25 protein-coding genes are annotated in these 19,291 nt (G+C 65.5%); 19 read left to right on the top strand and 6 right to left on the bottom strand.

Features of this window, described 5'->3' with window-relative positions:
* Nucleotides 1-78 precede the first annotated feature (78 nt).
* The 4 genes from MUK72_RS04650 to MUK72_RS04635 form a co-directional block, all read right to left on the bottom strand.
* Nucleotides 79-1,044, bottom strand: a complete 966-nt coding sequence (locus MUK72_RS04650; RefSeq protein ID WP_244704367.1) for a DUF5787 family protein — start codon at nucleotides 1,042-1,044, stop codon at nucleotides 79-81.
* Nucleotides 1,045-1,091: 47 nt separating this feature from the next.
* Nucleotides 1,092-1,775: a haloacid dehalogenase type II gene (locus MUK72_RS04645; protein WP_244704365.1), complete on the bottom strand. Its 684-nt coding sequence runs from the start codon at nucleotides 1,773-1,775 to the stop codon at nucleotides 1,092-1,094.
* Between the two features lie 96 nt (nucleotides 1,776-1,871).
* On the bottom strand, nucleotides 1,872-2,813 hold the full coding sequence (locus tag MUK72_RS04640; RefSeq protein WP_244704363.1) for a ferritin-like domain-containing protein: 942 nt from the start codon (nucleotides 2,811-2,813) through the stop codon (nucleotides 1,872-1,874).
* A gap of 99 nt (nucleotides 2,814-2,912) precedes the next feature.
* Entirely contained in the window at nucleotides 2,913-3,443 is a 531-nt protein-coding gene (locus MUK72_RS04635) for a hypothetical protein (RefSeq protein WP_244704362.1), read from the bottom strand.
* Between the two features lie 138 nt (nucleotides 3,444-3,581).
* On the opposite strand from MUK72_RS04635, the gene MUK72_RS04630 reads away from it, so the two are divergent.
* The 13 genes from MUK72_RS04630 to MUK72_RS04570 all read left to right on the top strand — a co-directional run bounded on the left by MUK72_RS04630 (nucleotide 3,582) and on the right by MUK72_RS04570 (nucleotide 10,923).
* Nucleotides 3,582-4,826, top strand: coding sequence for a translation initiation factor IF-2 subunit gamma (locus tag MUK72_RS04630; protein ID WP_004051242.1), 1,245 nt, complete (start codon nucleotides 3,582-3,584; stop codon nucleotides 4,824-4,826).
* A 14-nt stretch (nucleotides 4,827-4,840) separates the two neighbouring features.
* A complete protein-coding gene (locus MUK72_RS04625; protein ID WP_193363101.1) occupies nucleotides 4,841-5,203 on the top strand; it encodes a PIN domain-containing protein in 363 nt (120 codons plus the stop codon).
* On the top strand, nucleotides 5,203-5,778 hold the full coding sequence (locus MUK72_RS04620; RefSeq protein ID WP_004051246.1) for a DNA-directed RNA polymerase: 576 nt from the start codon (nucleotides 5,203-5,205) through the stop codon (nucleotides 5,776-5,778). Before MUK72_RS04625 ends, MUK72_RS04620 begins: the two co-directional genes overlap by 1 nt.
* Nucleotides 5,779-5,780: 2 nt before the next feature.
* Nucleotides 5,781-5,978 (top strand): transcription elongation factor subunit Spt4, encoded by a 198-nt coding sequence (gene spt4 / locus MUK72_RS04615; RefSeq protein WP_004051249.1) that lies wholly within the window; start codon nucleotides 5,781-5,783, stop codon nucleotides 5,976-5,978.
* Between the two features lies 1 nt (nucleotide 5,979).
* On the top strand, nucleotides 5,980-6,549 hold the full coding sequence (locus MUK72_RS04610; protein ID WP_244704360.1) for a GTP-dependent dephospho-CoA kinase family protein: 570 nt from the start codon (nucleotides 5,980-5,982) through the stop codon (nucleotides 6,547-6,549).
* 72 nt (nucleotides 6,550-6,621) lie between these two features.
* Entirely contained in the window at nucleotides 6,622-7,095 is a 474-nt protein-coding gene (locus MUK72_RS04605) for a hypothetical protein (RefSeq protein ID WP_244704358.1), read from the top strand.
* A 153-nt stretch (nucleotides 7,096-7,248) separates the two neighbouring features.
* Entirely contained in the window at nucleotides 7,249-7,410 is a 162-nt protein-coding gene (locus MUK72_RS04600; protein ID WP_244704356.1) for a hypothetical protein, read from the top strand.
* Complete coding sequence (locus tag MUK72_RS04595; protein ID WP_244704354.1) at nucleotides 7,386-7,748, top strand: hypothetical protein; 363 nt, start codon at nucleotides 7,386-7,388, stop codon at nucleotides 7,746-7,748. Before MUK72_RS04600 ends, MUK72_RS04595 begins: the two co-directional genes overlap by 25 nt.
* Nucleotides 7,749-7,832: 84 nt before the next feature.
* Nucleotides 7,833-8,156 (top strand): 30S ribosomal protein S24e, encoded by a 324-nt coding sequence (locus MUK72_RS04590; protein WP_244704352.1) that lies wholly within the window; start codon nucleotides 7,833-7,835, stop codon nucleotides 8,154-8,156.
* A complete protein-coding gene (locus MUK72_RS04585; RefSeq protein ID WP_007739492.1) occupies nucleotides 8,156-8,290 on the top strand; it encodes a 30S ribosomal protein S27ae in 135 nt (44 codons plus the stop codon). The genes MUK72_RS04590 and MUK72_RS04585 overlap by 1 nt, the downstream gene beginning before the upstream one ends.
* 57 nt (nucleotides 8,291-8,347) lie before the next feature.
* Entirely contained in the window at nucleotides 8,348-9,952 is a 1,605-nt protein-coding gene (locus MUK72_RS04580; protein ID WP_244704350.1) for a bifunctional N(6)-L-threonylcarbamoyladenine synthase/serine/threonine protein kinase, read from the top strand.
* Nucleotides 9,953-9,984: 32 nt separating this feature from the next.
* Nucleotides 9,985-10,257, top strand: a complete 273-nt coding sequence (locus MUK72_RS04575; RefSeq protein WP_244704348.1) for a DUF5808 domain-containing protein — start codon at nucleotides 9,985-9,987, stop codon at nucleotides 10,255-10,257.
* 45 nt (nucleotides 10,258-10,302) lie between these two features.
* A complete protein-coding gene (locus MUK72_RS04570) occupies nucleotides 10,303-10,923 on the top strand; it encodes a non-canonical purine NTP pyrophosphatase (RefSeq protein WP_244704346.1) in 621 nt (206 codons plus the stop codon).
* A gap of 272 nt (nucleotides 10,924-11,195) precedes the next feature.
* Here the strand turns inward: MUK72_RS04570 and MUK72_RS04565 are convergent, their stop codons facing one another.
* On the bottom strand, nucleotides 11,196-11,666 hold the full coding sequence (locus tag MUK72_RS04565; RefSeq protein ID WP_244704345.1) for a DUF7384 family protein: 471 nt from the start codon (nucleotides 11,664-11,666) through the stop codon (nucleotides 11,196-11,198).
* A 214-nt stretch (nucleotides 11,667-11,880) separates the two neighbouring features.
* Here MUK72_RS04565 and MUK72_RS04560 point away from each other — a divergent pair, with 214 nt between their 5' ends.
* From MUK72_RS04560 to MUK72_RS04550, 3 genes are all read left to right on the top strand, one after another.
* Nucleotides 11,881-12,849, top strand: a complete 969-nt coding sequence (locus MUK72_RS04560) for an asparaginase (RefSeq protein ID WP_244704342.1) — start codon at nucleotides 11,881-11,883, stop codon at nucleotides 12,847-12,849.
* Nucleotides 12,850-12,931: 82 nt separating this feature from the next.
* On the top strand, nucleotides 12,932-13,360 hold the full coding sequence (locus MUK72_RS04555; RefSeq protein WP_244704340.1) for a DoxX family protein: 429 nt from the start codon (nucleotides 12,932-12,934) through the stop codon (nucleotides 13,358-13,360).
* A gap of 135 nt (nucleotides 13,361-13,495) precedes the next feature.
* A complete protein-coding gene (locus tag MUK72_RS04550) occupies nucleotides 13,496-14,401 on the top strand; it encodes a serine/threonine-protein kinase RIO2 (protein ID WP_244704337.1) in 906 nt (301 codons plus the stop codon).
* Between the two features lie 46 nt (nucleotides 14,402-14,447).
* Here the strand turns inward: MUK72_RS04550 and MUK72_RS04545 are convergent, their stop codons facing one another.
* Nucleotides 14,448-15,461 (bottom strand): ABC transporter permease, encoded by a 1,014-nt coding sequence (locus MUK72_RS04545; RefSeq protein WP_244704335.1) that lies wholly within the window; start codon nucleotides 15,459-15,461, stop codon nucleotides 14,448-14,450.
* Between the two features lie 248 nt (nucleotides 15,462-15,709).
* Between MUK72_RS04545 and MUK72_RS04540 the strand changes: the two genes are divergently transcribed.
* Genes MUK72_RS04540 through MUK72_RS04530 form a run of 3 tightly spaced genes read left to right on the top strand, consistent with a single transcriptional unit; the run spans nucleotide 15,710 to nucleotide 19,289 of the window.
* Complete coding sequence (locus tag MUK72_RS04540; protein WP_244704333.1) at nucleotides 15,710-16,888, top strand: ABC transporter permease; 1,179 nt, start codon at nucleotides 15,710-15,712, stop codon at nucleotides 16,886-16,888.
* Nucleotides 16,885-17,967, top strand: a complete 1,083-nt coding sequence (locus MUK72_RS04535) for an ABC transporter ATP-binding protein (protein ID WP_244704331.1) — start codon at nucleotides 16,885-16,887, stop codon at nucleotides 17,965-17,967. Before MUK72_RS04540 ends, MUK72_RS04535 begins: the two co-directional genes overlap by 4 nt.
* Nucleotides 17,964-19,289 carry an ABC transporter ATP-binding protein gene (locus tag MUK72_RS04530; RefSeq protein ID WP_244704329.1) on the top strand — a complete coding sequence of 442 codons (1,326 nt, stop codon included), beginning with the start codon at nucleotides 17,964-17,966 and terminating at the stop codon, nucleotides 19,287-19,289. The genes MUK72_RS04535 and MUK72_RS04530 overlap by 4 nt, the downstream gene beginning before the upstream one ends.
* The last annotated feature ends 2 nt before the right edge of the window (nucleotides 19,290-19,291 follow it).

Raw genomic sequence — 19,291 nt, 5'->3', positions numbered from 1 at the left:
CATCGGTCTTGGCCGGCGTGTTCGCTCACGTCCGCCGGTTCGACGGTGTGCTATCGCACCGCAGACAGCCCTTATATACTAAAACCGATCGAGGCCCGCCTGTCGGCGCTGGCGTCCATCGGGATCGGCCACCCACGACGAGCGCCGATCGCGTTCCGCGTCGACGTCGACATCGGGTGGGGCTCCGGGTTCGTGACCCGCACATTCGACGCCACATTCGGCCGCCGGATGGACGAATCGTCCCTTCCACTCACAGTACGGCATCCCACGCGCGCCCGCGTATTCACCGTCCTCGACTTGTGCACAGTGTGGAAAGTCATCGATGCGCCAGCCCTTTCCGTAGGCGCGTTCGGCGATGCGGCGGCGTGCCCGCGCCTTTGCAGCAGGCCCCACCGGCTCTATCGCCGTTTCAGTCGGTCGGCGGTCGCCGATGTCGATGCCACACTCCGTCGGCGAGAAGGTTGTCGGCTCGCGCAGCACTTCCCTGATGCCTTGGTCGGGGTCGAACCGCCAGACACCCACCTCGTCGGGGATCCGATGAAGATGCGCACCGGTCACGTGCGAGGCGGTCGCGAGGATCACTTCGTCGAGCAGTCCGAGGCTCACGTCCCGGCGGAGCTGGGCTTCGAGATCGCCCGGCCGGCCGAGGTCGGGTTTGTTCTCGATGCCGACGAGTTTGCCGAACCAGTCGTCGGGATAGCGCGCCGTTTGGCGGACGTACTCGCGCCCGCCGCGGCGCTCGCGTTCGAAGAATCCGATCTCGATCGCCCGGTCGGTCGCGGTCCGTGCCCGCTCGGGATGGCAGTCGAAGGCGTCCTTCCAGTAGCGCGCCGTGCCGACGCCGACGTTGCTCTCGATCGCGGCGTCGGGGATCTCGTGTGGGGTGAGTTGCGCTCGCGCGTCGAAATCAGGCCCGGGTTCGACGTGGACGATATCCATCACCCGGTTGCCGTTGAGGCTCGTGCTAAGCTGGCGGCTCACGATCCCCTCGATATCGGCTTCGAGGCGGGCACACAGTGCTAGCTCGAACGCGAACTCGCGCACGGGAACGATAGCGGCCGATGGGGCAAAAGCGTCGCGCTCACGACGATTCAGACCCCGAGCCCCGCGGCGAGATCGTGGATGCTCTCGATCGTGAGGTCGGGATCGCCGTCGAACGGTTCCCACGGCTGGTCGTCGCGGTCGATCCAGACACCGTGCATGCCGGCGTGTTCGGCTCCCTGGACATCGAACCAGCCCGCCGAGACGTGAGCGATCTCGTCGATCGGCGTGTCGGTGCGCTCGGCCGCGTGGCGATAGAGCGAGACATCGGGTTTGAACGTGCGAATCTCGTCGGCACTCACCGTGTCCGCGACGAGGTCACCGATGGTGGCGCTCTCGACCATCGAATCGAGCATCGCCGGGTTCCCGTTCGAGACCACGTAGCAGTCGTAGCCGCCGTCGTTGAGCCGCTCGATGCCGTCGCGTACGTCGTCGAACACATCGAGGTCGTGGTAGGTTTCGAGGATCGCCTCGCGTTCGTCCTCCGTGAGATCGATATCGTGAGCGGCGAGTGCGGCCGACAACGCGTCACGCAGGATCGCGTAGAAGGGCTGGTAGGCGTCGAGATCGCCGGCGACGAACGTGTAGGCCAGCGAGCGCTCGCGCCAGAGCGTCGACACCGGTTCCGGGTTCGCGACGTGCTCAGCGAGCGCGTACTCGACGCTCTCGACGTCGACGAGCGTGCTGTACGAATCGAAGGTCACGGTTGTGACCTGGTCAGGATCGAGGGCCATACACGAGCCAGTCGGTCACGGATCTTCAACGCTTGCAGCGAAAAAATGGTGAGCGGGCGTCAGCGGGTCGATCGAGCGGCCAGCGTCCCCGGCGGATCAGTCGTCGGTGACGTCCTTCGCGTAGCCACCGAGCAGTTCCGTGACCTGATCGAGGCTGTCGACGCCCTTGATGAACGGCGCGGCGCGGTCGACGACCTCCTGGACGCTCAGCCGCGGCTGGAAGGCTTCGGGGAACGGGTTACGCGCGCCCGAGCCGGCCGGCAGCGGACTGTTGAGCACCCGAAGGTAGCTCGCGTGGCGGTTCTCGACGCCGTGGATCTGTGCGGCCGCCGCGAGATACTCTTCGGTGTCAACTGCGGGCGCAGCACCGGTGTAGGCTCCCGCGCCGGTGTCTTCGAGCGCCTGCGCGAGGCCGACGAACTCGACGGTGCCCTCGTAGGGGAACTCGAACTCGAGGTTGCTGGCGAAGTCCGGATTGCTGCCGACCTCCTTGAGCACACCTTCGAGCGCTTTGACGTGAGCCTGCTCGTGGTCGCGGATCTGCTGGAAGCGCTGGAAGGTGGAGTAACGTCGGGAGGGGTTGGCGAACTGCGCGGCGATGTCCGAGCGTTCGATGTCGTGCTCGCCGAGCTGGCCGCCGTTACCGTTGCCCTCCGTCCCCATCTTGCCGACCGGCGCGGTGCCGACCGCCTCGGTGTAGAACGTGGCTTCGAGCCGTTCGAGGATCAGCGCGAACTTCACAATTTGAACGTCGGTGAGCGCGCCGTAGCCGAACTCGTTGGCGTCCTCATAGTCCGAATCGGAGTAGGGCTGTTCGCCGTGGGCAGCCGCCGCGGTGCCGCTCCCGAGCGCACCGAGGGCAGCGGCACCGGCTCCGACTTTCGCGGTGTTCGAGAGGAAGTTCCGCCGCGAGCGGAGTTCGTCGCCGATACGGCCGAGTGGACCGCTCTCGCCGTCGGTTGTGGCGGTTTCGTTACGATCGAACTCCTCGTCGTCCCGTACTGTACGACCCGTGTCGGTGGTGGCGTCATCGGTCATGGTATGCTCCGTGCTTTCGCACACCACTACCCAGATGGATAACACATATGAGTATTTTCCTGATTCGGACCCAAATTCGTGCCGAGTCGATGGGGCCCGTCAGGAGCGCTCGATGACCCGGAGAGTACGGTTCGTGCCGTGGCGGACGACGAACTCGTAGTCGGTCACGCCGTAGGGGAGTTGGACTTTCGCGGTGTAGCGCGCCAGCCCGCGACAGCTCCGATTGGCGGCGTCGGTCTCGCGGTGATCGATCGAGAGTACGAACGTCCCCGGCGAGCGCCTGGTGATCGTCGGCTCGGTGAGCCGATCGGCGGCGTCCGGCAGGCTCACGTTGCCGGTGATCTCCAGGTGACGCGCGCCGAGCAGGCGATAACCCTCGATGGAGGCGTTGTCGCTCGCGTTGGGCGTACAGCCGGCGGCGCTGGTCGTCGATTCGAAGACGCTCGCCTCGTCGGCGACGACGCTGCCCGGCGAGCCGGCCGCGGCCTGAAACATGAGCGGGTCGAAGACGAACACCGCGACCGCGATCGCGGCGACGGCGAACACCGCGAGCACGAGCAGCGGCGCGAGGAGGCTCGACAGCGTTCCGAGAGCAGCCATCGCCCGCTCGCGGCCCGACGGGTCCGACATGAAATTACGGTTACGGAGCGCGAAACATAACCGTTTCCCCGGTGATGGATGGTCCGTCCGGCGTCGAACGGCGGCCGTGATATATGGAACAGCAGGTTTATGAACGACTCGGGGCGTAGTTGTCCTATTACTTTCGAGATGACACGGAACCACCAACAACCGGAGGTGAACATCGGGCTGGTCGGCCACGTCGACCACGGCAAGACGACGCTCGTGCAGGCGTTGAGCGGCTCGTGGACCGACCAGCACTCCGAGGAGATGAAACGCGGCATCTCCATCCGGCTCGGCTACGCCGACGCGACCTTCCGGGAGTGTCCCGATATGGACGCGCCCGAACGATACACCGTTGCGGAAGAATGCCCGGACGGCACGGAGAGCGAGCCCCTCAGAACGGTGTCGTTCGTCGACGCGCCGGGCCACGAGACGCTGATGGCGACGATGCTCTCGGGCGCGTCGATCATGGACGGCGCGGTGCTCGTCGTGAGCGCGACCGAGACCGTCCCACAGGCCCAGACGCAGGAACACCTGATGGCGCTCGACTCGATCGGCATCGACAACATCGTGATCGCCCAGAACAAGGTCGATCTCGTCGATAACGATCGCGCGCGCACGAACTACGAGGAGATCCAGGAGTTCGTCGCCGGAACGGTGGCCGAGGACGCACCCGTCGTCCCCGTGAGCGCCGGCCAGGAGGTCAACATGGACCTGCTGATCCAGGCCATCGAGGAGGAGATCCCGACGCCCGAGCGCGATCCGGACGCCGACGCACGGCTGCACGTCGCCCGGAGTTTCGACATCAATCGTCCGGGAACGCGCGCCGACGAACTGCTCGGCGGCGTGCTCGGTGGCAGTCTCGTCGCCGGCGAGCTCACCCCGGACGAGGAGATCGAGCTCCGACCGGGCCGCGAGGTCGAACACGGTGGCCAGACCGAGTGGCAGCCGATCACGACCGACGTGCGCTCGCTTCAGGCCGGCGACGAGTCCGCCGAGAGCGTGACGCCAGGCGGACTGTTGGGGGTCGGCACCGGGCTCGATCCGAGCCTGACGAAGGGCGACGGGCTTGCCGGACGGATCGCCGGTCCGCCGGGGACGCTCCCGCCGACGCGCGAGACGTTCACGATGGAGGTCTCGTTGCTCGATCGGATCGTCGCCAGCAGCGACGACGGAGAGAGCACGGACGTCGAGCCCGTTTCGACCGGCGAGCCGCTGATGTTGACCGTTGGGACCGCCACGACGGTCGGCTCGGTCACGAGCGCGCGCGACGACGAGTGCGAGGTCGCGCTCAAGCGGCCGGTGTGTGCGGCCGCCGGCGCGAGCATCGCGATCAACCGCCGGGTCGGAGCGCGCTGGCGACTCATCGGCGTCGGCACGCTGACCGAATGAACGAGAGGGTGCTCATGGACACGAACGCGCTGATGATGCCCGTCGAATGCGACATGCGCGTCTTCGATGAGCTCGATCGGCTGCTCACCACGCCCGAACTCCTCGTGCCGCGGGCGGTGCTCGACGAGCTCGACGCGCTTTCGGGGAGCCACGGCGAGGAGGCCGTCGCGGCGAGCGTCGGGCGCGATCTGAGCGAGCGCTGTCGGCCGGTCGAACACGAGGCGACCGAGGCCGACGACGCCTGCGTCGAACTCGCCGGCGAGCGCTGCGAGCTGGTCTGTACGAACGACCGCCCGCTGCGCGAGCGCGTTCTCGAACGAGGTGTGCCGGTCATCGGACTGCGCGGTGAAAACACGCTAGCAATCACGGAGCCATAATGTACAAACGAGTCAGACTTACGGATACGGTGGAGGTACCGCCACAGCTGCTCGCGGACGTCTCCGCGGGGATGGTGAAACGACTGTTACAGGACAAGCTCGAAGGACGACTGGACGAGGAGGTCGGCAGCATCGTCAGCGTCACCGAGGTCCACGACATCGGCGACGGGCGCGTGCCGCCCGGCCGGCGCGACCACGAGGGGTCGGTCTACTACGAGGCGGAGTTCGACGCCGTCACGTTCGACCCGCAGATGCAGGAGGTCATCGACGGCGAGGTCGTCGAGATCGTCAACTTCGGCGCGTTCGTCGGCATCGGCCCGATCGACGGCCTGCTCCACGTCTCACAGATCAGCGACGAGTATCTCGCCTACGACGAGGACGGCCAGATGCTCGCCTCGCGCGAGTCGGACCAGACCCTCGGCGTCGGTGATTCCGTGCGGGCACGCATCGTCACCAAGAGCATCGACGAGCGCAACCCTCGGGACTCGAAGATCGGTCTCACGGCGAAACAGGTCGGGCTCGGAAAGCACGGCTGGCTCCGCGAGGAGCGCGAACCCGCGGCGGCGGGTGAGTGAGCATGGCGACCAGACGCGTCTGTCGCGAATGCCATCGCGTGCTCGACTCGCCCGACCAGCAGACCTGTCCGGCCTGCGGGTCGTCGAGTCTGACCGAGGACTGGGCGGGCTACGTGGTCATCTCCCATCCCGAAACCAGCGAGATCGCCAGCGAGATGCAGGTCACCGAGCCCGGTCGCTACGCGCTGAAGGTGCGCTAGCGTGGCCGGCGGCGAGGGCGGATCGGACGACCTCGACGTGTTGCTCACGCTGCCCGACGAGCTCCGCGGCGCGTTCAAGGACCCCCTCGGCCCGATCCACACCGACGCGAACCGCCTCCGTACCGATCTCGGCGAGCCGGTGATCGCGGTCGGCGACGTCGTCACCCGCCATCTCACCGCGACCGGCGTGCGCCCCGACCTCGCGATCCTGGACTGGGTGACCGAGCGCGAAGCCCTCCCCGAGAGCGAAAAGCCCGATATCACGGGCTACGGCGAGCGCATCGACGTCGAGAACCCGGCGGCAGGACTCTCGGCAGCCCTCCTACGTGCGCTCGGCCCCGGCATCGAGCGGGGCGAGAAGACGGTCATCGTCGTCGACGGCGAGGAGGACCTGGCGACCGTCCCCGTGCTCGCGGTCGCCCCCGACGGCGCGAGCGTCGTCTACGGCCAGCCCGGCGAGGGGATGGTCCACGTCCCGGTCGACTCGGAGACACGGACGTATGCACGTGAACTGCTCGCGAAGATGGACGGTGACGACGAGGCGGTGCAGGACGCGCTCGGCGGGTTCTGACGGAGCGTTCGAGCGCCCACGAGTACATCCGATCGGGGAAATCGTTTTGTTCACCGTCGAACTATTGGTTGTATGAACCGTCGTCGGTCCGTTTCGTTCGTCCGTGACGTCGTGGTCGCGACGACGGTCGTCGTCGGGCTGTATGGGCTGGCATTCGTCGAATTTCAACCCGTTCAAATCCCCGGCTACTTCCTCATCGTGGGCTTCGATATGCTCGAAGCGGCGGTCGAATCCGCAGGCTCGAATTACGACGTGCTGTTTTACGCGTATCTGATCGGGTTGGGCGTGGTCGGCGGTGGCCTCGGCCATTTCCTCCGTGCGTGGACGGACGACGAGGTTCCCAGCTGGCGACGTGGAGTGGCTGGCGCGCTCGTCGTGGCGGGGCTGCTGGCGTTTTCGTTCGCACTGCTGGTGCTCGTCGGCTCCTCACAGTTGACGCCGGTCCTCATCGCCGGTGTGACCGGATTGCTTTCGTTCGTGGTCGCAGGGTGGGTTGCAGGGATGCTCGATCGAAACAAGATCCGTATTCCAGCAGATCGCGGATAGCGAGAGGGTATCGAAGCGGTTGTCCTCACACAACGATATAGTTTCAACTAACAGTTCGATCGATAGATTGGTGTGTATTGGCAGTAGTGGTGACAACGGCTCGTTCGTCGTATTGAGCGGAGTAGCGAACGACGAAAACGAGCGGTACGCATCATGGACGAACTCACCGATCCCGAGACCCTGCGCGAGCGCGAGAACGTCGAGTTCGACGAATTGCCGCCCGAGACACACCAGAATCATTTCGAACTATACGAACCCATTGCGGGAATGGTCATCGCGGCGTCACCGACGTGGATGGCCGGCTGCTCCTCCTAGAACACGATGACGCACCGTATCCGACGCTGCCCTACGAGAAGGTGCCTCCAGCGGACGGATGGGTAGCGACCACGCGGGCGACAGTCACGGATTCGACCGGCGTTGTAGTTACTGTCGACGATATGCGCCGAGTGCGCCACCACACTTACCGATCCGAGACGGGCGAAGAGACGACGGGCTACGATGTCGTCGTCGCTGCGTCGCCCGACGGAGATGACGACATCCCAGCAGAGTCGGGACAGGAGTGGATGCCGACGTGGCGCGACACCGCGACGCTCGATCTACCCGACGAGCCGGACAACGACGTGCTGAACGACATCCGACTGTTCGTGGACTGAAACGCGAAGCGGCGAAACGAACCCCGTTGCTCGGCTCCGTGACTCGAAATCCTTTTGCCCGCGACAGGAGGACTGTTGACCAACATGGATATCGAAATCACCCGAGAGGAGGAGAACCCCATGCTCCATCGGACCGACGTGCGCTTCGAGCTCATCCACGACGAGGAGACGCCGTCGCGGCTCTCCGTTCGCGACAGTCTCGCCGCGCGACTCAACAAGGACGCCAGCGAGGTCGTCATCCACGAGCTCGACACGGCGTTCGGGATGCGCAAGACGCTCGGCTACGCGAAGGTCTACGACTCCGCCGACGACGCCCGCGAGGTCGAGCAGACCTACATGCTCGAACGCAACAAGATCGGCGTCGACGAGGAGGACGACGAGGCGAGCGCCGAGGCGGAGGAAGCCTGATGGCCCGCCACGAGCTCTACGACGAGGACGGCTCGACTGACCGCGAGCAGTGCCCCCGCTGTGGTGACGCCTTTCTCGCCGCCCACGACGACCGCGTGCACTGCGGGCGCTGTGGCTACACCGAGTGGAACTGAGGCGATGGACCGGCCCGAGGCGAACCGCATCGTGAAAGCGCGACCGGCGACGAAGCCGTGAGCGACCAACCGACCGTCCTCGGCATCGAGGGCACCGCGTGGGCGGCGAGCGCGGCGCTCTACGACACCGAGACCGACGAGGTATCGATCAGTTCCGACGCCTACCAGCCCGACAGCGGCGGCCTTCACCCGCGCGAGGCGGCCGAACACATGCGCGAGGCGATCCCGGCGGTCGTCGAGGACGTTCTCGACGGAGCCGATTCGATCGACGCCGTCGCCTTCTCGCGCGGGCCCGGTCTCGGCCCATGTCTGCGCATCGCGGGGACGGCCGCCCGCGCGCTCGCGCTCTCGCTCGACGTGCCGCTCGTCGGCGTGAACCACATGCTCGCCCACGCCGAGATCGGTCGGCATCGCTCGGGCTTCGATTCGCCCGTCTGTCTGAACGCCAGCGGTGCGAACGCCCACGTTCTGGCCTTCCGGAACGGCCGCTATCGCGTGCTCGGCGAGACGATGGACACCGGGATCGGCAACGCGCTCGACAAGTTCACCCGCCACGTCGACTGGTCGCATCCCGGCGGGCCGAAGATCGAGCACGCCGCCCGCGACGGCGAGTACGCCGAACTCCCTTACGTCGTCACCGGGATGGATTTCTCGTTTTCGGGCATCATGAGCGCCGCCAAGGAGGCCGTCGATAGCGGGACGCGGATCGAGGACGTCTGTTTCTCCCTGCAGGAGACGACGTTCGCGATGCTCGCCGAGGTGGCCGAGCGGGCGCTCTCGCTGACGTCGAGCACCGAACTCGTCCTCGGGGGCGGAGTCGGGCAGAATCAGCGATTACGGGCGATGCTCGGCGAGATGTGCGAGGCCCGTGGCGTCGATTTCTTCGCGCCGGAAGCGCGCTTCCTGCGCGACAATGCGGGCATGATCGCCGTGCTCGGCGCGAAGATGCTCGCGGCGGGCGACACGATCGCGGTCGCGGACTCACGGGTCGATTCCGGGTTCCGCCCCGATCAGGTGCCCGTGACGTGGCGCGAAGAGACGGAGGTACAGTGGGGCGGACGCCCGACCGAGGACACGTTGCAGGGGGCCGAAGCGCTGGTCGAGATCGACGGCGAGCGCGTGCGAAAGCGCCGCCTGCCGAAGTCGTATCGCCATCCGGTGCTCGACGAGCGACTGCGCCGCGAGCGCGTCGTGCTCGAAGCGCGCCTCACGAGCGACGCGCGTCGGCAGGGGGTGCCGACACCGCTCGTCCTGGACGTCGACACGGAAGAAACGCAGTTGACCGTCGAGTACGTCGGCGAGAGCGACCTCCGGGCAATCCTCGACTCGAAAGAGGGAGTGAATCGCGTGCGCGACGTCGCCGGCCATCTCGCGACGCTGCACGAGGCGGGCATCGCCCACGGCGATCCGACGACGCGCAACGTCCGCGTGAGCGATTCTGGCGACGATCGGACCTATCTCATCGATTTCGGGCTCGGCCACTACACCGATGACATCGAGGACCACGCGATGGACTGTCACGTCTTCGAGCAGTCGCTCGCGGGCACGGCAGCCGATCCCGAGTCGCTCCGCGAGGCGTTCGAGACTGCGTACGCCGAGGTGGGTGACGACGACGTGCAAGAGCGACTTCGCGCGATCGAGGGACGCGGGCGCTACCAATAAATCACTTAACGGGGGCGGTCGTAGGGCAGGGCATGGCAGACGAACGACCACCGTCCGGCGAGATATTCGGCGTCCCGTACAACTTCGAGCGCCCGAGCCTCGGGCGGATGCTGTCGGCGTACTGGCAGCCCGACGAGGAGATGCTGGTGAAGAAGCCGTTCGGCGTCGGCTACACCCTCAACTTCGCCAACTGGCGGTCGTGGGTCGCACTCGCGGTCGTAGCCGTCCTGCTCGTTCAGGAGAACCGTGGCGAGAGCGAGAGCTACGAGGACGAAGAGGATCCGGTCGAAGTCATCGTCGACTGAGAACCGGACCGACGGCTACTTTTCTGTGACTCGCCGAGAGCGACCATGCTCCAGTACGTGACGACCAACGAGGGGAAGGTCCGCGAGGCGCGCGAGTACATGGCCTGCGAGCAGTTCGACTTCGACTACACCGAGATCCAGAGCGACGAGCTCGGCGCGATCGCCGCCCACGGCGCGCGCGAGGCCTACCGCGAGGCAGACGAACCGATCCTCGTCGACGATGCTGGGCTGTTCGTCGACGTTCTAGACGGTTTTCCCGGCCCCTATTCCTCGTACGTCGAGGACACCCTCGGCATCGAGCGCGTCCAGCGACTCGTCGCCGACGAGAAAAATCGACGGGCGGCCTTCGGCTGTGTGCTCGCCTACTGCGACGGCAAGGAGTTCGCGGCGAGCCCCGACCCGGTCGATCGAGACGACCGCGCGTTGGCGGCTGCGGGCGACGAAGACGACGAAAGCGACTCAGGACTGCCCGTGAAGCTCTTTTCCGGCACCGTTCGCGGGCGCATCGTCCCGCCGCGCGGCGAGGGTGGGTTCGGCTACGATCCGATCTTCGAGCACGAAGGGACGACGATGGCCGAGATGGCTGTCGACGAGAAGAACGCCATCTCCCATCGCGGGCGTGCGTTGGCGAAGTTCGGCGAGTGGTATCACGAACGGGGTGAATAACGAATCCCGGAGGGCGGAATCGCTACTCTAGAGTGGTTCACAGAGATAACAGGACGATCGCTACGGGAAAAGGCGAATCCTGACGAAAACGAGAACCGCAAGCCACACCCTCCCCAGCCGATTCCTTCGCTCACTCCGTTCGCTCAGTCATCCCTCGCGCGTTCTCCGGCCTTCGGCCGGATTCATCGCGCGCCACCGCTCTCATCCGTATAGGAGAGATAGATCGAGAGAATCGTGCCGGTAGTCGTCAAACTGGAAAGGGGAATTATTGCTCACGCGCGCGGGTCGCGATCCGGACCAGGGTAGTCCCCGTCGACGATAGTGGGGTAGAGCGTTTCGGGGTCGAACAACCCACAGAACCCGGCGGGATGCTTGACGCTCGTGGCGACGTGCTCGCGGATGCGGACGCCGGTCTCGGCCGTGCGGAGCGACTCGTCGAACGAGAGCAGGTGGGCGGCGTCGCCCGCTGCCACCGAGGCGAGCGCCGGGTGATCCCCGGATGGGTGGCCGACCCGCACGCGAAGTTCGTCGATGTGCTCGCGCCAGTCGTCGGCGAGAGAGGGGTCGGCGAGTTGCGCGATAATGGCGCGAGCATCCGCGAGCAGCGGGTCGCTCGCGACGAGCGATAGCCACGAGTGAGCGCGCACGACATCGAGGGCGTCGCGAGCGTCCCCATCGCGGAGGAGGTCGGCCGCGAGCACGTCGGCATCGGCGACGATGCGCGCAGGATCGGGTTCATCCATCGTGGCGCTCCTCGTTCGTCCGCTGCTCGGCGAGCGTGCTCTGGATGGTATCGATCGCCACGTCGTGTTCGCTGGCGCGCTCGAACAGTTTCTCCCACGAGTCGGTCATAGGAGAACTCCGATCGCCGTCGGCAAAACGGCTTGCGCTCGATTCAGTGTTCGTCCGGACCCGCGGCCCGGAACGACTATTGCCACGACGGGCGAGCGGGAGGGCATGAGCATCGTCGTCATCTCGACTGGCGGCACGATCGCCTCGACCGAGGCAGCCGACGGCGCTGCCGCGCCCGATCTGACCGGCGAGGAGCTCGTCAGATCAATCCCGGAGCTGGGATCGATCGCCGACGTACGGACCCACGAGTTCGCGAACGTACCGAGCCCGCATCTGACGATCGACCGGATGCAGGCGCTGTCGGCGCTGTGTACCGAGTACGACGCCGACGCGTCGATCGACGGCATCGTCGTCACGCACGGCACCGATATTCTCGAAGAGACGGCGTACTTCCTCGATCTGACCTACGGCGGCGAGACGCCGGTCGTGCTGACGGGCGCGATGCGAAATCCGTCGCTCGCGAGCCCCGACGGGCCGGGGAACCTGCTGGCGAGCGTTCGCACGGCGGCGAGCAATGGTGCACGCGACCGTGGCGTGCTGGTCTGTCTCGACGATCGCGTCCACGCCGCGCGGGACGTGACGAAGACGAACACGATGGCGCTCGATAGCTTTCGCTCGCCCGAGTTCGGCCCGCTCGCGACCGTCGACGAGAGCCGCGTCGTCTGGCATCGCGCTATCGCGGGGGACACGCCGGTTTTCGACATCACCGACGAGTCGCTGACGAACGACGTCCACGCCGTGACCGTCACGGCGGAGATGCCCGTGGCACAGCTCGACTGCGCCGAGGAAGCCGCCGGGCTCTGTCTCGCGACGACCGGCGCGGGCCACATCCCGGCGACGATCGTTCCCGCGCTGGAGAGGCTCCGCGATGCGGGCGTCCCGCTGGTCGCCACGAGCCGATGTCCCGAGGGGCGACTCGCACGAGAGACCTACGGGTTCGAGGGGAGCGAGCGGACGCTCCAAGAACTCGGGATCTACTACGCGACACGGAATCTCCAGAAGACGCGTATCGCGACCGTCGTCGGGCTAGCCGCCGACGCGCTGGACGACCTGTTCGAGCAACCGGAGCGGTGAGAGAAGTCGGTGAGATCGGGGTGGCCCGAACGTGTCGATCGAGGAGGGATACTGTTTTCGTCGAGCACTCCCCACCACAGGTGTGAGCACTGCTACCGACGACGGTCCGAACGGCCGCAAACGACCGCTCCGCTACGTGATGGGGCTCCTCTACATCGGTGCGGGCGTCCTGCATTTCGTCGCACCGAAGGTCTACGCGCGAGTCGTCCCGCCGCGATTTCCCAAACCGGTCGCGCTCGTCTATCTCTCCGGGATCGCCGAGATCGTCCTCGGAAGCGGCGTTCTGATCCAGCGGACACGGCGTCGCTCCGCGTGGGGGATCATCGCGCTGTTAGTTGCGGTCTTCCCGGCGAACGTCCACATGGCGACGAGCGACGTGGCGATCGATGCGATGCCCGACCGGATCGAGGGGATCGCGCGGGCGGCACTATGGATTCGACTCCCGCTCCAAGGGGTCCTGATGCTCTGGGCGTGGTGGTACACGCGTTCGACCTCTGAGACGAGCGAGTGAGAGCAGAGTAGTTTTCAACCGTTCATGATCGTCCGAACGATCGCCCATCGATGTGGATCGCCATTCAGTATTGCAGTATATGATTTATGGCTGGGTCGCACGGCGCTTTTACCCGCGGCAGGCCAAGGGCGACCGATGGTGCGCAACGTCGCAAGCGAGATGGCCGATCTCGACACGGAGGACTTCTATCTCCTCTCCGGCGTCGAGCAGGGGATGCGTTTCAGCGAGTGGGTCAACCGGGGGAAACTGCCCGACTTCGCCGATCTCACGCCGGAGAACGTCGACTATCATCTCGATCGCTGTGCCGATCGGGGGTTGCTCGAACGCCGGACCATCCAGTACGAGGGCTACAAGCTCACCTTCGAGGGCTACGACGCGCTCGCGCTCCACACGTTCGCCGAGCGTGGCACCATCGAGGGGATGGGTGCGCCGCTCGGCGTCGGCAAGGAAAGCGACGTCTACGAGGTCGCCTCCTACACGCCGTTCGCGCTCAAGTTCCACCGCGAGGGCTACACCAACTTCAGGGAAGTGATGAAAGAGCGCGAGTACACCGCCGACCGCGAGCACGTCTCCTGGATGTACACCGCCCGCAAAGCCGCCGAACGCGAGTACGACGCGCTCGAAACGCTCTATCCCGAGGTGTCGGTCCCCAGACCGGTCGACCAGAACCGCCACGCGATCATCATGGAGAAACTCGCCGGCGTCGAGCTCTCGGCGGCGGCACTCGACGCCGAGCAGGCAGCTGGCGTCTGTGATCTCGTGTTGCAGGAGGTCGCGACGGCCTACGAGGCGGGTTACGTCCACGCCGACATGAGCGAGTACAACGTCTTCGTCGCGGACGACGGCGTGACCGTCTTCGACTGGCCACAGGCCGTCCCCACCGATCACGCGAACGCGACCGAGTTCCTCGAACGCGACGTCGAGAACCTGCTCGGCTACTTCACGCGGAAATATCCGAGCGCCATGCCGTCCATCGACGCCGAACGGATCGCCGACGACATCATCGAGGGGACGTTCGAAAGCCTAGAGAAGGATTCATAAACTCCATGCGGCGATAACAATTGTATCGATTGCCGGCAGGCGGCGATCATTCGGCCACTCGTGGATCGACGACGAGGGAGACGACGTCCTGCACGAAATTGCCGAGCACGCCGACGAGCACGATCACCAGCGTGGTGCCGAGGATCACTGGCATGTCCCGTGACTGAATGGCGACGAGGCTCAATCCGCCGAGACCCTGAATCCCGAAAACATACTCGATGACGAAGACGTTCAGGACGACGATCCCGAGCATATCCGCGAAAAACAGCGACAGCAACGGGACGGCCGCGTTTCGCAGCAGATGCCGAGCGACTCGTCGGCTTCCCGCGCCCTTCGCCCGAACGAGTTTGATGAACTCCGCGTCGATGTATTCGAGCGACTGGGCACGCGCGTATCGGAGCTGTCCGGCGAGGAGGCTCGTTCCCAACACCGCGGCCGGAAACACCACCGTATAGAGAAACTCGTTCGTCCGTCCCGGCGCGCCCGATAGCAACCCGCCCACACCGATACCGGAGAGCACTACGACCTCCGCGAGCCAGAAATTCGGCAGGCTAAATCCAAGGTGGGCGACACTCGTCCCGAGTCTGTCGACGAGCGTGTGCTGGCGCGTCGCCGTGTAGACGCCAATGCTGATGCCGACGACGACCGAGAACACGATCGCCGGAACGAGATACGACAGCGTGCGCGACACCGCGCTCGCCACCAGCGAGGTCACCGGAGTCCCCTCGGAATAGGACTGTCCGAACATCGTCCCCGTCCTCGTCGTCCCGAACGCCGTTCCGAGGTCGAGAGTCGCAACGTCGCCCAACCAGTCGACGTAGCGCTCGCCGACCGGCTCGTCGAGGTTGCGCTGCTGCCTGTATTCGACCAATCGCTCCCACGCATCCGTTTGTTTCACCGGAATGTCTTCCTCCGCGGATTCCTCGGCGGCCGACCGTGCGAGCTGTCCGGTGTAGGGGTCAGACGTGGCCGCGACGAACGCGAAGACCAGCGAGACGACGAGAAACGCAGCGAGCACGGCGAACACCGCCCGGCGGGTGATCTGCCAGCGACGACTCACGCTGCTTCACCACCGCTCGTCGTCGGGTGTAGGACAGTTTGCTGGCGGCGCTGCAAGCCAAGTGGATACCGTCGTCGGCTCGATCGCAAACCGTGTGTGGAAAGTGCTGGACGGTACATCCTTCGATGCTGCTGCCGACCATGCTCCGGCGTGACATAAGTTTTCAGGCCTCATTCAGTCGTATCAGATTCTGTATGACATCCTGAAAGCTTATACTACCGTGGAAGCGAACATCGGAAACAAGTAGCATGGCGGTCGATTCCGATGCGAGCATCGACGCCCAGTTCGATGCCATCGATTGGGAGGAGTTGGGCGAGGAACGGCCGGTGGTCGGACGACGAACCGGCGGCTTTCTCGTCGCGCTCGGACTGCTCACGCTGCTGTTTCTCTACGATCGGTTCACCGGCTACGATCTGTCGATCGGTGCGTGGTACGCCCCCTCGCGGCTCGACTGGCTGTTCGTCCTCTCGCTGGTCGTCTTCGCCTTCGCCATCGTCGTTCCGGCCGTCCGCAACCGCGACCGAACGATGCAGTACTGGCGACGATTTCGTCGGAACAGACTCGCAGTCGCCTGTGTGGCCTATCTGGCCGTCTTCTTCGTTCTCGGGACGGCCAGCCTGCTCGTGCTCGATCGCCCGACGACGAACATCCAGTACGCCAAACAGCCGGCGCTGTTTGCCACCGTCGAGGCGGGAACGGTCGCGATCAACTGCGCCGGCGACGTGACCGGACCGGCGGTCCAGCAGTACTGTCACGGCAGTCTCCAGTTCCCGTTCGGCACCAATTCGGTCGGCCAGAGCGTACTGGAACTGGTCGTGGCCGGGATGGGTGTGAGCCTGCTCGTCGCGCTCGTCACGTCGATGCTCATGGTGCCGATCGCGACGGCCGTCGGCACCGTCGCCGGGTACTTTGGCGGGTGGGCCGACGACGTGTTGATGCGTTACGTCGATATTCAACAGACGGTGCCGGCGTTTCTCGTCTATATCGTCCTCGGATTCGTCTTCGGCCAGAGCCTGTTTCTCATCATTCTCGTGTTCGGACTGCTCAGTTGGGGTGGCGTCGCCCGCTTAGTGCGTAGCGAAGTCACCCAGCGTCGCGGTGAACTCTACGTCACCGCCGCCGAGAGCGCCGGCGCGAGCCGGTTGCAGATCGTCCGCAGACACATCCTGCCGAACGTCTCTAGTACTGTTCTCACGGCCACGACGCGTCAGATCCCGCTGTTGATCCTCACCGAGGCGGCCATCTCGTTCATCGTCGTGCTGGGCGACGAGAACGTCCCCTCGTGGGGGCAGATGCTCACCGAGCTGAACATGGAGCTGTGGTGGGTGTGGGCGTTCCCACTGGCGTTTCTGGTTATCACCGTGTTCTCGTTCAGCGTCGTCGGCGACGCGCTCCGAGACACGCTCGATCCACGGGGGAAACCATGACCGACCCGCTCCTCTCGGTGAATGACCTCCGAACGCACTTCGAGACGAACGACGGCACGGTGCTGGCGGTCGACGGGGTGAGTTTCGGCGTCGAACAGGGTGAGACCGTTTGTCTGGTTGGTGAGAGTGGTTCCGGCAAGACCGTCGCCTGCGAGTCAATTACGAAACTGCTGCCGATGCCGCCCGGCAAGCTCGTCGGCGGCCGTATCGACTTCGACGGGCGCGACCTCACCGACTGCTCGCCCGGACAGCTCTCGGACGTGCGCGGCGAGCGCATCGCGCACGTTTTCCAGAACCCACAGGGCGCACTCGATCCCGTCTACTCCGTCGGTGCGCAACTCGTCGAGGCCATCCGCCTCCACCGTGACATATCGAAGCGTGCTGCCCGCGAGCACGGTATCGAACTGCTCGACAAAGTGGGCATCCCGGAAGCGGCGACGCGCTTCGACGAATACCCTCACGAGTTCTCCGGCGGGATGAAACAGCGCGTCGTCATCGCGATGGCGCTCGCCGCCGAACCCGACCTGTTGATCGCCGACGAGCCCACAACGGCGCTCGACGTGACAACGCAGGCGGGCATTCTCGATCTCTTGAACGACATCAAGGCCGAGCGTGACATGGCGATCCTGTTCGTCACCCACGACCTCGGCGTCGTCGCCGAGATGGCCGACCGCATGGTCGTCATGTACGCGGGAAAGGTAATGGAGCGGGGCGACGTCCACGACGTGTTCGAGACGCCAGCTCATCCCTACACTCAAGCGCTGCTGCGCTGTCTGCCGGGACGGGGCGAACGCCGGGAGACGATCGGCGGGGAGTTCCCGAACCCGACCGACCCGCCGACCGGCTGTCGGTTCCATCCACGCTGCCCTCATGCCGTCGAGGATTGCATCGGCGGCGAGCAACCGCCCCTCGAACCCGCCAACAACAACGAAACGCATCGTGCTGCCTGCGTGTTCTACGACGAAGACCACGACACAGAGGTGGTACAGGAGAGCGCAGCCGACCGCGCGGCGCAACCGAGCGAACAGTCGAAACAGCAAACCGATGGCGGACACGCGACGGAAGGAGGAAACCGATGAGCGATGACACTCTCCTTTCGGTTCATGATCTCACGAAACACTACCCGATCACCGAGGGGCTGTTGGCCCGCGAGGTCGGCCGCGTACGCGCGGTCGATGGGATCAGTTTCGATATACGCCGCGGCGAGACGCTCGGTCTCGTCGGCGAATCCGGCTGTGGAAAATCCACTGCTGCACGGAGTCTGCTGCGACTCGAAACGCCCACCGATGGCGAGATCCGGTTCGACGGCGAGATCGTCGGCAACCAGACGGACGACGAGCGCAAGCGCTTCCGCCGGCAGACGGGGATAATATTCCAGGACCCGACGTCGAGCTTCGACCCACGGCTGTCGATCGGCGAATCCGTGGCCGAGCCGCTGGCACTCCACGGATTGCGTGACCATGATCGCCGCCGGAGCCTCGTCGAAACGATGCTCGCCGAGGTCGGTCTCTCGGCCGACGACTACGACCGCTATCCGCACGAACTCTCCGGTGGGCAGAAACAGCGGGTCGCGCTCGCGCGGGCGCTGGTGTCGAACCCGGAGCTGTTGGTCGCCGACGAGCCGGTGTCGGCGCTCGACGTCTCCGTCGAAGCCGAGATCCTCGCGCTCATCGAACGCCTTCAGACGACGTTCGGGCTCTCGATCCTGCTGATCAGCCACGACATGAGCGTGGTGCGCGACGTCTGCGACCGCGTCGCGGTGATGTATCTCGGCGAGATCGTCGAACGGGGACCGACCGAGGCAGTCTTCGCCGATCCACAGCATCCCTACACCCGTGCGTTGCTCGCGTCGATGCCGACGCCAGACCCCACCAGGCGTGGCGAGCGTGCGGAGCTTTCGGGCACGGTGCCCGATCCGGCGGATCCGCCGCCGGGCTGTCGATTTCACACCCGCTGTCCCGCAGTGATTCAACCGCCGGACTACGACTTCGACCAGCAGGTGTGGCGCGGCATACTGGATCTCCGAATTGCGCTCCGGAATCGGACGCTCGACACCGAGCGGCTCCGCACACGACTCGTCACCGAAGGGGATGCCGAACACGCCGACGAAATATCGGGGGCGGAGCTGCGAACGGCGATCCGTGCGGACTACGACATCCCCGAGGAACTGCACGACGCGAACGCCGAGCAGGTGCTGTCGGCCGCGCTCGCGGACATCGTCGCCGGCGAGCTGGAGACTGCCGAGGAGCGTCTCGGCGAATCGTTCGCGACGGTCTGTTGTCGAGAACAGCCCGCACTCGAAGAAACCGACACCGGACACCAGGTGGCGTGTCATCTCCACGATGTGGGCGGCGAGCCGTCCACGGCCGAGTCGGTGTTCTCCGGGCAGCAGAACGGATGATG

It is taken from the genome of Halococcus dombrowskii, assembly GCF_022870485.1.
Taxonomy (GTDB): domain Archaea; phylum Halobacteriota; class Halobacteria; order Halobacteriales; family Halococcaceae; genus Halococcus; species Halococcus morrhuae.
Note: the sequence above shows the minus strand (reverse complement) of the source record. Positions and strands in the feature narration are given on the sequence as shown.